Source organism: Desulfovibrio desulfopostgatei, from assembly GCF_053570645.1.
This window is the reverse complement of record NZ_JBRBQS010000002.1, coordinates 2,966,557-2,979,719: the sequence shown is the minus strand read 5'-3', so window position 1 is coordinate 2,979,719 and position 13,163 is coordinate 2,966,557. Positions and strand designations below refer to the sequence as shown.

10 protein-coding genes are annotated in these 13,163 nt (G+C 58.4%); 6 read left to right on the top strand and 4 right to left on the bottom strand.

Translation table 11 applies throughout. The features are described 5' to 3' along the window. Window positions 1–12 precede the first annotated feature (12 nt). The 3 genes from ACUZ9Q_RS13030 to ACUZ9Q_RS13020 all read right to left on the bottom strand — a co-directional run bounded on the left by ACUZ9Q_RS13030 (window position 13) and on the right by ACUZ9Q_RS13020 (window position 4,321). Window positions 13–1,140 (bottom strand): 2-oxoacid:acceptor oxidoreductase subunit alpha, encoded by a 1,128-nt coding sequence (locus tag ACUZ9Q_RS13030; RefSeq protein ID WP_192112677.1) that lies wholly within the window; start codon window positions 1,138–1,140, stop codon window positions 13–15. Between the two features lie 524 nt (window positions 1,141–1,664). Next, window positions 1,665–2,933 (bottom strand): (Fe-S)-binding protein, encoded by a 1,269-nt coding sequence (locus ACUZ9Q_RS13025; protein ID WP_227118042.1) that lies wholly within the window; start codon window positions 2,931–2,933, stop codon window positions 1,665–1,667. Next, window positions 2,930–4,321 carry an FAD-binding oxidoreductase gene (locus ACUZ9Q_RS13020; RefSeq protein ID WP_192112679.1) on the bottom strand — a complete coding sequence of 464 codons (1,392 nt, stop codon included), beginning with the start codon at window positions 4,319–4,321 and terminating at the stop codon, window positions 2,930–2,932. Before ACUZ9Q_RS13020 ends, ACUZ9Q_RS13025 begins: the two co-directional genes overlap by 4 nt. Window positions 4,322–5,185: 864 nt before the next feature. Here ACUZ9Q_RS13020 and epsC point away from each other — a divergent pair. From epsC to ACUZ9Q_RS12990, 6 genes are all read left to right on the top strand, one after another. Next, complete coding sequence (gene epsC / locus ACUZ9Q_RS13015; RefSeq protein WP_192112680.1) at window positions 5,186–6,097, top strand: serine O-acetyltransferase EpsC; 912 nt, start codon at window positions 5,186–5,188, stop codon at window positions 6,095–6,097. Then, the gene (locus tag ACUZ9Q_RS13010) at window positions 6,090–6,236 is read left to right on the top strand and encodes a hypothetical protein (protein ID WP_192112681.1); all 147 of its coding nucleotides are present in this window, start codon (window positions 6,090–6,092) and stop codon (window positions 6,234–6,236) included. Before epsC ends, ACUZ9Q_RS13010 begins: the two co-directional genes overlap by 8 nt. 482 nt (window positions 6,237–6,718) lie before the next feature. Further along, window positions 6,719–7,318, top strand: coding sequence for a MarC family protein (locus tag ACUZ9Q_RS13005; RefSeq protein WP_192112682.1), 600 nt, complete (start codon window positions 6,719–6,721; stop codon window positions 7,316–7,318). A 299-nt stretch (window positions 7,319–7,617) separates the two neighbouring features. Continuing rightward, window positions 7,618–8,928: an NCS2 family permease gene (locus ACUZ9Q_RS13000; protein ID WP_192112683.1), complete on the top strand. Its 1,311-nt coding sequence runs from the start codon at window positions 7,618–7,620 to the stop codon at window positions 8,926–8,928. Window positions 8,929–9,190: 262 nt separating this feature from the next. Further along, a complete protein-coding gene (gene lepB / locus ACUZ9Q_RS12995) occupies window positions 9,191–9,811 on the top strand; it encodes a signal peptidase I (protein ID WP_449248013.1) in 621 nt (206 codons plus the stop codon). Window positions 9,812–9,939: 128 nt separating this feature from the next. Beyond that, entirely contained in the window at window positions 9,940–11,463 is a 1,524-nt protein-coding gene (locus ACUZ9Q_RS12990) for a YifB family Mg chelatase-like AAA ATPase (protein WP_449248012.1), read from the top strand. 84 nt (window positions 11,464–11,547) lie between these two features. Here the strand turns inward: ACUZ9Q_RS12990 and ACUZ9Q_RS12985 are convergent, their stop codons facing one another. Beyond that, window positions 11,548–12,690 (bottom strand): D-alanyl-D-alanine carboxypeptidase family protein, encoded by a 1,143-nt coding sequence (locus ACUZ9Q_RS12985; RefSeq protein ID WP_192112686.1) that lies wholly within the window; start codon window positions 12,688–12,690, stop codon window positions 11,548–11,550. Window positions 12,691–13,163 lie beyond the last annotated feature (473 nt).

Genomic DNA, 13,163 nt, shown 5'->3' with positions numbered 1-13,163 from the left:
TGTATTTCTCCTTTACTTCAAGGCGGCTGCAATCTGGGCCGGGGTCATGATGCTGCCGTTGTAGCTGTTAACCCCAACAACCAGCGAAGGATCCGGCACATACTTTTTCACTTCTCCGGCCAGCTGGCCGGAATAGTTCATTTCAGCAACTACAATGCGCTTGGCCTTGCGTGCGGCTTCCCGCACTTCCACATCGGCAAAGGGCCACAGGGTTTGCAGCTGGAGAACGCCAACCTTGCCGCCGCTGGCATTGGCCTCTTGCGCGGCGCTGCGGGCCGCGCGGGTGACCACGCCGGAAGTAATGATCAGGGTTTCGCAGTCTTCTTTACCGAAGTAGCGCGTCATGACGATTTCATCACGGCCCTTGGCAATCTTGGTATGCAGCTGGGCGACCCTGCGCCCGGCATTTTCGGGCGTATTGCAGCTAAAGCCGTTTTCGCCGTGCATGGAGCTGGTGACATGGAAAACATAGTCGCTGCCATAGCTGGCCAGGGGTGCAACAGCGCCTTCATCAAAGCAGAAGGGCTTATAGTCGGCGGGTGCGCAGGTGGGCTGGCTGCGGTCAACAACCTCCACTTCACCCTGGGCAGGAATGACAATGTTTTCACGCATGTGTCCGCAGACTTCTTCCGGGGCCATGATGACCGGCACGCGGTATTTTTCGGACAGGTTGAAGGCCTTGACCGTCAGGTCAAAGCATTCCTGCACCGAGGCCGGGGTCAGCGCGATAATTTCCTGGTCGCCATGCCGCCCCCAGCGCAGCTGCATGATGTCGGACTGGGCCGGTTTGGTGGCAAGGCCTGTGGATGGGCCGGAACGTTGCACGTTCACTACCACCACGGGCACTTCGCCCATGGTCGCCATGCCGAGGTTCTCCTGCATAAGCGAAAAACCAGGGCCGCTGGTGGCGGTGAACGACTTCACGCCTGCCAGTGATGCCCCCACAATGGCGCCCATGCTCGCCAGTTCGTCTTCCATCTGCATGAAAATCCCCCCAAGCTTGGGGAGCTCGCGCGAGGCGATCTCAGCAATTTCAGACGAAGGGGTGATGGGATACCCGGCGTAGAACCGCGCTCCTGCGTAGAACGCGCCTTGGGCTATGGCGGCGTTGCCCTGGATGAGCTTGCTTTGTTTTTTCATTGACTTTCTAAACCTCGTTTCCGTTGTTGTGCCACCAGTCAGTATTCTGCCATTGCTCATTTTGTGCGTTAATCTGTGTGCAAAGCAACTTCATTTCCCGCAAATAACGGCGTTGATTGCAGTGAGTATGGCTGTGATCTTCCTTTTTATACGGAAAATACAAACATCTTAGAGAGTATTTTTCCTGCCATTATTCAAAAGTTGCAGTCAATAGATTAGCAAGTAACATGCCAAAAAATTTATGACTACAATATGCTGAAATGGTTGATCTTTTTTCTAAAAGCTGGATTGCTTTGTTAACTATGTTTTCGGCCCTGTTGCGAAAGTTAACGTTGAATCCTGCTGCGAAGTATTGGGGTGATCCGGTATTCCCGCAAAAAAAATTAAATAACAGGGTGTTATGAATATTCTGCGGTTGATTGGATATTGTTTCCCCTGCGGGCATGCTCGCTGTGCAGATGGCTCAATCGAAACAGCAAGCATGCCCGCAAGGGATGCCGCGTAGGGGACGCGGCATGGCCCTGTTACAGGCCATATGCCTTGGCAAGCAGTTCGGCAGTGTGCAGCACGCGAATGTTTGCGCCGCGGTGGCTCAAACCGTCGATAAGCTGCATCTTGCAGGCAGAACAGCCAGTGGCGACAACATCCGCCCCAGTGGACAGAATGTCGCTGGTTTTATCCGCAAGGATCTGCTGGGACAGGTCATAGTGGGTGGCGCTGAACGTGCCCGCGCAACCGCAGCAGACATCGGGGCGGCTCATTTCCACAAAGCGCAGGCCGGGTATGGCGCGGATGAGGCTGCGGGGCTGCTTGGATACGCCCATGCCGCGCACAAGGTGGCAGGCATCGTGATAGGTCGCCTTGAGGGGGACGTTCTGCACATAGGGGATAGGGCCAAGCCTGGTGAGAAAGTCGGAAAAGTCGAAGACCTTGTCCTTGAATCCTTCCCACGCAGAAAGCGCGTCGCTGTTTTGCAGCACTTCGCCGTATTCCTTGCTCAGGGCCGAACCGCAGGTGGCGCAGCCGGTGATGACGGCGTCAAAGCTGCCGCGCGAAAGGATGCGCGCGTTGTTTTCAGCCAGCAGGGCTGCGCCGTCAAAATCGCCGGATGAAAACAGCGGCGTGCCGCAACACTGAAGGTTGTCCAGCAGGTGCACTTCGACGCCGTTGGCCACCAGTACGTCTATGAGGGCTTTGCCCGCATTGACGTAGACATAGTTGAGCATGCAGCCGGGGAAAAAGGCCACCCGCGCACGGGCGGAGCCCTTGGGGCTGCTGACGGCAGGCATGACCTTGCGCAGCGGTTTGTCGGCCAAGGCCGGAACAACGCGGCGCAGGTTCAGCCCTGCGGCGGGGATGGGAATGCGTGAAACCTTGCCCGCGCCGTTTTCAGTATTTTTGAAGAGTATGGACTGAAAAGGTTTGGCGTGGCTCAGGGCCATATCAAACAGCCGCCCCTTGGTGACCGCCTTGAAGGCGATACTCTTTGCGGCTGGCAACTGGCCTTCTTCCGCCATCTTGCGGCGCAAGGCCATGATCAGGTCGGTAGTGTTGACGCCGGAAGGGCAGATGGCCTTGCAGCGCATGCACAGGGTGCAGCGGGCAGCCAGTTCCATCAGCTCCTTGGTGGGCTTTACCGTGCCATCCGCCAGAGAACGCAGCAGAAAAAGCTTGCCGCGTGAAGAATTGGATTCTTCGTATGTCTTGCCGTAAACCGGGCAGATGGTGAGGCACTGCCCGCAACGGGTGCATTTGAGGGCGGCTGCTTTCAATTCGTCCAGGGACTTGCTCATGCCTGGCCTCCGAAGATGCAGCCAGGATTCAGGATATTGTTGGGATCAAGGGCCTTTTTGATGGCCCGCATGGCCCCGACCTGAGCTTCGCCCAGCTGCTTGGTGATGTAGGGCGCTTTTTCGCGGCCCACGCCGTGTTCCGCAGAAACTGTCCCGCCCATCTTGATGATTTCGTAATGGAATTCGGAACGGGCCTTGGCGGCTGTTTTCTTTTCTTCATCAGAATTGAAGAAAAAGTGAGGATGAATGTTGCCGTCGCCCGCATGTCCCTGACAGCTCACCTTGATGCCGTGCTTTTTGCCCACTTCAAAGAGCATGTGCACGGCCTGGGCAAGCTTGTTGATGGGCACCGCCGGGTCGCCGCCCAAGCGTCCCTTTGCCACGCGGGCAAGGGCGGGCAGGCCGGAACGGCGCGCAACCCAGAGCTGCTCGGCCTCTTCTGCGGTTTCTGCCACGTGAAAATCGACCATGCCCAGCTGTTCGCATACCCGGCGGATGACCTCCACCTGCGGCTTGAGGGTGGAGACATCGCCGTCCACCTCGATGAGCAGCATTGCGCCCGCATCCACGGGCAGGCCCGCATGGGTGTAGTCTTCAACAGCGCGGATCAGGGTCTGTTCCTGAAATTCCATGATGGAGGGCACAACGCCGCTGGTCATGATTGCAGAAACAGCCTTGGCGGCGTTTTCAATGTTGTTGAAGGCAACGCGCATGGCGCGCTTTGCCTGCGGCAGGGGAATGAGCTTGAGGGTGATTTCTGTAATAACGCCCAGCGTGCCCTCGGAACCCGTGAAGAGCTGGGTGAGGTTGTAGCCGGTCACGTCCTTGATGCACTTGCCGCCAGCGCGGATAATTTCGCCCGAAGCCAGCACGACCTGCATGCCTGTGACGTAGCTCTTGGTGGTGCCATATTTGACGCACTGCAAGCCGCCTGCATCGGTCGCCACGTTGCCGCCGATGGAAGAAAACGTGAAGCTGGCGGGATCCGGCGGGTACATGAGGCTGTGCGCGGCGGCGGCTTTTTTGATGTCAGCGGTGATTGCGCCGGGGCCAACAACAGCCATCAGGGTTTCCGGCTCCACGATGATGGAATTCATGCGTTGCAGCGAAATAATGATGGAATAGTCGCTTTCAGTAATGGCGTTGACGCTGAGGCCGCTCCCCTGCGAGCGTGTAACCACGCTGATTTTGTGCTCATTGCAGAAGCCGACGATCTTGGAAACCTCTTCGGCGGTGACGGGCAAGGCTACCAGAATGGGCAGAAAGGCCGATGGAGCCGCCCCGCCAGCATTGTAGGTGTAGCAAACGAGGTCTTCCTGCTTGGTGAGCATGTTTTTTTCACCGATAAATGAAGCGATATGTGTGCGAACATCCTCTTTTGTCAGCATTTCTTCTCCTCGCTAACCGCATTGGCGCGGTGTGCAAAATTTTGGGGACCTTCCAAACGCCTGCCGATGGGCATGCGCGTCCAGCAATGCAGCGACGACATATTCAATAAAATCGCGGACACTCCGCGCGTAACTTGTATGTTTTGACGTAACTTGAGCCGTCATTTATCGGGAACTTGCGGCGCTTGTTACGAATTACCCACAAATAAGCAGCAATCATGCCACATGGGAAATAGTATTATTTTTTAGATAGTTAGCTGTATTTTTCTGAAGTTGCGCTGCGCAGAAGCCCCATTACGCGTTTATATTGCGTACGTGCTGGTTGTAAAAATTAACACAGCGATAAATGAAGTAATCAAACCTTGAGGCGGTGAGCATGGCTTTGTTTGCCCGTGCGGGGGCTGTGGCTGGAATGTTTCAGTGATTGGGAGTCTGCACCTGGCCTGCGGGTATGGCGGCGGCGCGTCTGTCCACCTGCCTGAATGTGGGCGGGCAAGACAGCCGGGATAACCGCTGAAAACAGTTTTATGGATTTAAGCTGCGGCTGCGGCCTTGCTTATGCCCGGAGCGTGCTTACTGAATAACAATGGGCCATTTTTTAGGCCGCGCAGCGTGTGGAATATTTCTTCTGCATTGAGCGTTTTTGTGAAGGGATGTTGGGTGGTTTGAAATAAGGCACGCCAGCTTGCGTTAAAAGTTTTAACGAAGGGCTTGATTCATTGTGTATTTTCTGGAGCTGAGCTGGCTGCCCATTGCGGCAGCGGGCAACTCCATGTAGACTAATAAGAATTACCGGGACGCCCGCAGCCGGCCTGTGCCGCCTGTGGTTTCAAGCGCAACCGAATATTTCCGCAGGATTTTGCCATGAACAAAAAGCAGGACATCACCACGACCGGCATGCCCCTCATAGACAGCGTTGTTGAACGCCTCTGCCGAGAAGATTCGCTCAGCACCGTGTGGCACCGCTCGGGGCAGGGCGCGCCCATGCCATCTTTGCCGGTGCTTTCCGAAATACTTGAGCGCCTGCGCGCGGCTATCTTTCCCGGCTATTTTGGCGCGGCCACAGTGCGGCGCGAATCCATGCGCTATCACCTTGCCGCCAACCTGGACAGCATCCACCGTCTGCTGGGCGAGCAGATCGTGCGCGGCTTCTGCTTTAGCTGCGAGGGGCTGGGCATCCCCTGCACCTCGTGCGAAACAGAGGGCCAGCAGGCCGCTTTGGCCTTTATGGACAGCCTGCCGGAAATACGCCGTTTGCTGGCGGGCGACGCCAAGGCCGCCTATGAGGGAGACCCTGCGGCCACCAGCCCCGGCGAGACCATTTTTTGCTATCCTTCGCTGCGGGCCATGTTTCACCACCGCATCGCGCATGAACTCTATAAGCTCAAGGTGCCGGTCATTCCGCGCATCATTTCTGAAATGGCCCACGGCACAACGGGTATCGACATCCATCCCGGCGCAGCCATTGGCGAGGAATTTTTCATCGACCACGGCACAGGCGTGGTTATTGGCGAAACCTGCATCATCGGGCGTAACTGCCGCCTGTATCAGGGTGTGACCCTGGGCGCGCTCTCCTTTCCCAAGAATGCGGACGGAACCCTCACCAAGGGCAATCCCCGGCACCCCATACTGTGCGATAACGTCACTGTTTACGCCGGGGCCACGATTCTTGGCCGCGTGACAGTTGGCAAGGGGGCCGTCATCGGCGGCAATGTGTGGATTACTCAGGATGTACAGGCGGGTGCCCGCATTACTCAGGAGAAACCCCGTGATTAAAGGCCGCAAGCTGTTGCGCCGCCTGGCGCTGCTCTTGTCTTGCGTTGCCCTGTGCGCCGCCTTGCTGAATCTTGGCGGCTGCGGCCTCAGTGTAAAACCCAAAGGGCAGGTGGTGACAGACGTCAGCGTGGGGCATTGACCCGGCTTGTGCCCCTGCCTCAAATTGACAAACCCTGTCGTTCTTGCACGCTCCTGTGGCGCGCAGGAACGGCAGGGTCTGTTGTTTGCTTTTGAAGCATTGATCAATGTTGCAGGCATGCTGGCAGCGGGTGCTTGAAATCGTGCCGGCATCAGGCCGTGCAGGGCGCGCCAGTGTAGGAAATTTCAGGCTCAGGCGGGCTGACGGTATGGACATGACGCCTCTTGCATGACATACTCCCGCCTTCATAAATTTGGGCCTTTCGCAGCGCGTGTTCCTTGGTGTGTTTTCATTTTGAAATGTTTGCTTGCCAGCAGTGCCTCCAGACTGTCTTCAGGGGTAACGTCCTGCATGGCAACAATTGGGGCAACGGGCAAGACGCATTGCCTTGCAAGCATTTTATGGCGCGGATTTTTGCAACAATTCGTGCAGGGCGGCAGTTGCTCTAAGGCCAGGCTTCCGGCGCAGGAAGTGGAGTTCACATGGAATTTTTTACTGAAGTTGTGGGCACGAGCATCAAAATTTATGCGCTCATGACGCCCCCTGCGGTGCTGAGCGCCTTTATCAGCGGCACCAAGGGCTTTGACAAAAAACAGAAATCCAGGGTGGCCGCCAAAGCCTCTGCGGCCATCTTTCTTATCGGCGTAACGCTGTTCCTGTTTGGCCCGCACCTGTTTTCGCTCTTCGGTTTCACGCTTGACGCCTTCCGTATCGGCGCAGGCGTGCTGCTTTTTCTTACGGCAGTTTCCCTCATGAACGATGACGGCAAGGACGCGCTTTCCGGCAAGGAGGGCGACATCAGCGTTGTGCCGCTGGCCATACCGCTTGGCATGGGGCCTGCCTCCATCGGCGCGGTGATGGTCATGGGCGCGTCCGCCACAGAGATGCACCAGGTGCTGGTGGGCGTTTTTTCGCTGCTGGCCGCGGCCTTTGGCATGTTTGTGCTGTTGCGCATGGCCGATGGCGTGGTGCGCGCCCTGCACCGCACGGGCATTGCCGTGCTGTCCAAGTTGACGGGGCTTCTGCTGGCAGCCATTGCGGCGCAGGTGATCTTTACGGGTATACGGGCCTTTCTGGGGTAGAATATTTGCCCGTTGCCTGCTGTCTCGGGCAAACAATGCGAACAGGCGGCGAAACATACTGATTTCGCCGCGCTTTCTATAAAATAAACAGAATTTGGCGGTAGAGGGGTAGGCCGCCCCGTCTGTGGTTCAGGTACAACCCTGGGCGCAAGCAAGGGGCGAAGCCCGGAGCGATGGCCGCATGCGGCAGCGCTGCAAAGGGCAGACCGAAGAGGCGATTAACGGCATGGGGGCTGCTGCCCCGGCGCAAAACAACTCGATATTTTGGGCGCGCGGTGCGGCAACAAGAGGAGGATGTCATGGGCATACTGGAAAAAATGTTTAATCCTGCGGCCAGAGGCAGCACGGTCCGGCGTGAAATGCTGGCCGGACTCACCAGCTTTATGGCCATGTGCTATCTGATTTTTGTGGTTCCCGGCATGCTTGCTGACGCCGGTATGCCCAAGGATTCCGCCGTGGCGGCCACCATCTGGATTACCGTCATCGCCACGCTGATCATGGGCCTGTGGGCCAAGTTCCCCGTGGGCGTCGCGCCCGGCCTCGGCATCACGGCCTTTTTTGCGTACTACGTTTGCGGCCCGGCGGGCTATACATGGCAGACCGGCCTCGGCGCTGTGTTTATCTCCGGCGTGGTCTTTCTGCTGCTCACCGTCACCAAGGTGCGCCAGCTTATCATCAATGCCGTCCCAATGGATCTCAAGTACGCCATTGTTGTGGGTATTGGCGCATTCATCGCCTTTATCGGCATGAAGAGCTGTGGCCTTGTGGCCGCCAGCCCCGCCACCTTTGTGACGCTGGGCAACCTTGGCGACCCCAAGACCCTGCTTTCTGTGGCAGGCATTTTCCTCATCGGCGCGCTGCTTTCCCTGCGCGTGCCCGGCGCCATGATCATCGGCATTGTGGTTATTGCCGCCGCTGGTATGATGCTTGGCGTGTCGCAGATGCCGCAGGGCAGCATTTTCAACGCCGCCCTGCCCCTGCCTACCGAGACCTTCATGGCGATGGATCTCAAGGGCGCGCTGCACCACGGCCTGATCTCCATCATCTTTACCCTGACCATGGTTGACCTGTTCGACAACATGGGCGTGCTGATCGGCCTTTCGCAGAAGGCCGGATTCATCCGTGAAGACGGGCACATCGAAAATCTGGACAAGGCCCTGATTTCCGACTCCATTGCCACCATGTCCAGCGCCGTCATGGGCGCGACCACCGCCACCAGCTATCTGGAAAGCGCCGCAGGCGTGGCCGAGGGCGGCCGCACCGGCCTGACAGCCGTGACCATTGCCGTGCTCTTTTTCCTCACCCTGTTCTTTGCGCCGCTGGTGAGTATGGTGCCTGCCTATGCCACGGCCCCGGTGCTGATCATCGTGGGCGCCATGATGATGCAGGAAGTGGGGCGCATCAAGTTCAAGGACTTTACCGTTGCCTTGCCCGCCTTTTTGACCATCATCAGCATGCCGCTTACCTTCAACATCGCCACGGGTTTTGGCTTTGGCTTTGTGAGCTGGGTCGGCATCAAGGTGCTTTCTGGGCGTTTCAAGGATCTTAACGTGGTGATGCTGATCATTGCCCTGTGCTTTGTGGTCAACTTTGCCCTGCGCCTTCAGTAGAGTGTTTTGCGGCGCGGATTTGCAAGATTCGCGCGGGCAGCCGAGCCTTGCAAGGGCAGCCTGCTCCAGGCCACATAACGGCAACGCACTGTGATTGCTGAACAGGCTCCTGTTCCGGATGATGCCGGGCGGGGGCCTGTTTTTTGCTGGACCGCGGGGAGAAGAAGCACTGCTCCTTGCCTTTACTTTCGCATCAGGGCATACTTTGCGACCGAAAATGTAACGCTCACCAGCCCCAAGGGCACATGAGGAATATTCGCACATGGCAATGCTTCTGCAATCACAGCGCCCCCCCAAACCCCTGTGGCGGGAATATGGCGAAGCTCTGTTCGTCGCGCTCATTTTGGCTCTGGTCATCCGCACCTTTGTGGTGCAGGCATTCAAGATTCCTTCGGAATCCATGGTTAAAACCCTGCTTGTGGGCGATCACCTGCTGGCAAGCAAGTTTTCCTACGGCGTCAAGATTCCCTTTACCCACTCCTACATTTACAAGGGGAGTGACCCGGTCAAGGGCGACATTATCATTTTTGAATACCCCAATGATCCCAGCGTGGACTACATCAAGCGCATCATTGGTACGCCCGGCGACACCATTGAGGTGCGCAACAAACAGTTGTTCCGCAACGGCGAGCTGGTAAAGGAATCTTACATTCGCTTTACGGAGCCTGACCGCATCCAGCCGGTGCGCGACAATTTCGGCCCGATCACCGTGCCCGCAGACAAGTATTTTGTCATGGGCGACAACCGCGACAACTCGATGGATTCGCGCTTCTGGGGCCTCGTGGATCGTAGCGCCATACGCGCCAAAGCCTGGCGCATCTATTGGTCGTGGGGCGGTCTGGGCGATATCCGCTGGGATCGCATCGGCAAGGCCGTGCAATAGCATCTGGCGGTACATTCTGCTTGCAGGCGCGACGGGATTTGCCCGGTGCGCCTGACGGCAAGATTTTTGCGGCGCGGGTAGATGCAACAATCCACGCCGCTTATCATTTGCAGGGCCAAGGAGAACGCATGGTTGTCCGTTTGAACAGCGGCGGGGTTGAGGGTGTGGATGCCTACCCCGTGGAACTGGAAGTGGACTTCGTGCGGCAGGGGCTGCCCGGCTTCACCATGGTGGGGCTGGCGGAAACAGCGGTGCGCGAGGCCAAGGACAGGGTCTTTGCCGCCTTGCGTGCCTGCGGCTTCAAGCTGCCCCCGGCGCGGATTACGGTAAACCTTGCCCCGGCTTGGCGACGCAAGAGCGGCGCAAGTTATGACCTGCCGCTGGCCGTTGGGCTGCTGGCAGCTGCGGGCATTATACCTGCGGAACCTTTACAGGGAATGTATCTTGCGGGCGAACTTTCGCTCAACGGGGCGTTGCGCCCGGTGAGCGGCGTGCTGCCTCTGGCCCTGCTGGCGCGCCAGCAGGGAGCCGCAGGTCTGGTGGTTCCTCCCGGCAACGGCGCGGAAGCTGCGGTGGTTCGCGGGCTCAAGGTGTTTGCGCCCGAGGGGCTTGGCCATTGCGCGGCCTTTCTGGCTGGCGCGGAGCCGCTGGAACCGCTGAGCGAACCCGTGGCCGATATGCTTGAAGCACCTGCCTACAGGCAGGATTATGCCGAAGTCAAAGGCCAGGAGGCCGCCAAACGTGCGCTGGAAGTGGCTGCGGCTGGCGGCCACAATGTGCTGCTCATCGGCCCGCCCGGCAGTGGCAAAACCATGCTGGCCCAGCGCCTGCCCACCATTCTGCCGCCGCTGGACTTTGAAGAATCCCTGGAAGTCACCAAGATTTACAGTGTTTCAGGCAAGCTGCCGCCCGAGGGGGGGCTCATGCGCGTGCGGCCTTTCCGCGCGCCGCACCACACCATATCCGATGTGGCGCTGGTGGGCGGTGGAGGCTATCCGCGCCCCGGCGAGGTGAGTCTTGCCCACCGGGGGGTGCTGTTTCTTGACGAGCTGCCGGAATTTCGCAAGACAGCACTTGAAGCCTTGCGCCAGCCTCTGGAAGGTGGCGTGGCGGCCATTGCGCGCGCCGCGCACAGTGTGAGCTTTCCTGCGGCCTGCATGCTGGTGGCAGCCATGAATCCCTGCCCCTGCGGCTATTACGGTGATCCCACGCACCAGTGCACTTGCCGCGAGGAACAGCGGGTGCGCTATCAGTCACGCCTTTCCGGCCCCATGCTGGACCGCATTGACGTACATGTGGAAGTGCCTGCCGTGCCCTATGCGGATTTTCGCGGTACAGGCAGCGGCGCTTCGTCCGCCCAGATGCGCGAACGCGTGCTCAAGGCTCGGGCAACCCAGCGGGCGCGCTACGGCAGCGATGGGCCACGCTGCAATGCGGAACTTTCCGGCGCGCTGCTCGACCAGCATTGCGCGCTGGATGCCGAAGGCCATGCCTTGATGGAGGCTGCGGTCAACCGTCTTTCCCTTTCCGCGCGGGCATGCGCCAGAGTGCTGCGCATGGCCCGGACCATTGCCGATCTGGACGATGCCGCCAGCATTGCCACGCGGCATCTGGCCGAAGCCGTGTCGCTCCGAGTGCTGGACAGGGGCTAGCATACTTATCTCTGGGATATTGCTGCATACAAAAGCGCCCGTGAGCATATGCCCACGGGCGCTTTTGTAAATCTGCGCTGCGTCCTAGCTGGCGTTGTTGGCAACGCGGCGGGCTGCCTGCCCGTCATTGTCATTGCTGCGATGGCGGGCGACCTTTTCCACGTTCTTCTTTTTGTTCTTGGCCGTCCTGGTCGCCTTGGCCTGCTTGCTGTGGTTGGTTGCCTTGGCGCGATGTACAGTCTGGGCACCCTCGCCCCGGTCGTTTCCGGCAAACTGATGGTATGCCTCGCGGGCATTTTTGCGGATGTCGGGGTGATACTTTTCGCGCGGCAAGGTGTCCAGAGCGGCCAGCACTGTGGGGGCCTCGTTGTTGCATACCTCAAAACCGGCATCCAGCAGGCGGAAGGCTTCAATGCTGCGGATCTGCGAATCGGGCGCGCCCATGATAACGGCCAGAAGGCGTTTGTCGCCCTTGAGCGCCGTAAAAACCAGATTGTAGCCCGAGGCGTTGATCCAGCCGGTTTTAAGGCCGTCCGCGCCAGGGTACTGCCCAAGCAAGGGATTCTTGTTCCAGGTGACACGGCCCCGGTAGTTCAGCACATGGGTGTTATGGAAGCGCAGCGCATCGGGGTAGGCATGCAGATAGGCGCGGGCAAGGGTCAGCATGTCGCGCGCGGTGGTGTACTGACCCTTGGCCGGGAGACCGTGCGGATTGACAAAGTAACTGTCGCGCATGCCCAGATCGCGGGCCTTGGCGTTCATCATGTTGATGAACGCGGGCACGGAGCCGCCCACATATTCGGCCATGGCCGTGCTGGCGTCGTTGCCGGAAGAAACAGCCATGCCCGTAAGGAGCTGGTCAAGCGTAACCTGCTCGTTCTCGTTGAGGCCCATGCGCGAGCCGCCGGTGCGGGCCGCATTGCGGCTGATCGTAGTGGTATTGTCAATGCGGGCCAGGCCGGAGTTGATCTGATCCATGGCAAGAAACATGGACATGATCTTGGTCAGCGAGGCAGGGGGAATGCGCTGGTCGGCATTTTGCTCAAACAGTATGGCGTCGCGGTCAAGGTCGTACAAAATGGCTGAGCATACGCCAAGGGAGCTTTGCGGCGGAATGGCCGGGGCCGAAACAGCAGCGCCTGGGTGCGACAGAAGAGCTGCACAAAGCAGGGCGGCGATAGCAAAGAGCGTGCGGAGCGGCAGGCAAAAACGACGGGTGCTGGTCATGCACAGTCCTTATGCGTTGGCTGGACGTCAAGCCTCAAGTGCGCTGCGCTACGCGGCTGCAACGGCTGGGCCGTGGGGTCGCGGGCGTATGTGTTGAGGAAAGCCACGAGAAAAAGTTTAGAGATTTGCTAAATGGAACAACGCAATGCTTGTGTACTAAAGATGGGCAGTTATGGCAAGCAGACAGTGCGCCCCCGCTTTGCGATCTTTTTGCGCGCTTGTGCGTGCCAGCCCAGGGAAAACGTTGTTCCAACTCCGGTTGCAGCGGAATTTAGCGGCAGGGACTTCATTGGGTGCGGGAGTGCTTCATGCGTAATCGGTGTCTGATGCCATATGGGAATGCGCGTGGCGGTTATTCATTTCTGAAGCAATAAGTAGAATGCTTTTGCTGTTGGTGCAGCATAGTATGCGTTTGCATGTGGCGCGTGCGGTATATGACGGCATGGCATCATGACTGCATAACCAGCAGAAGA

Bases quoted from the DNA above. Each gene is read 5' to 3' on its own strand.
- ACUZ9Q_RS13030 (WP_192112677.1), bottom strand. From the start codon at position 1,140: ATGAAAAAACAAAGCAAGCTCATCCAGGGCAACGCCGCCATAGCCCAA.
- ACUZ9Q_RS13025 (WP_227118042.1), bottom strand. From the start codon at position 2,933: ATGAGCAAGTCCCTGGACGAATTGAAAGCAGCCGCCCTCAAATGCACC.
- ACUZ9Q_RS13020 (WP_192112679.1), bottom strand. From the start codon at position 4,321: ATGCTGACAAAAGAGGATGTTCGCACACATATCGCTTCATTTATCGGT.
- epsC (WP_192112680.1), top strand. From the start codon at position 5,186: ATGAACAAAAAGCAGGACATCACCACGACCGGCATGCCCCTCATAGAC.
- ACUZ9Q_RS13005 (WP_192112682.1), top strand. From the start codon at position 6,719: ATGGAATTTTTTACTGAAGTTGTGGGCACGAGCATCAAAATTTATGCG.
- ACUZ9Q_RS13000 (WP_192112683.1), top strand. From the start codon at position 7,618: ATGGGCATACTGGAAAAAATGTTTAATCCTGCGGCCAGAGGCAGCACG.
- lepB (WP_449248013.1), top strand. From the start codon at position 9,191: ATGGCAATGCTTCTGCAATCACAGCGCCCCCCCAAACCCCTGTGGCGG.
- ACUZ9Q_RS12990 (WP_449248012.1), top strand. From the start codon at position 9,940: ATGGTTGTCCGTTTGAACAGCGGCGGGGTTGAGGGTGTGGATGCCTAC.
- ACUZ9Q_RS12985 (WP_192112686.1), bottom strand. From the start codon at position 12,690: ATGACCAGCACCCGTCGTTTTTGCCTGCCGCTCCGCACGCTCTTTGCT.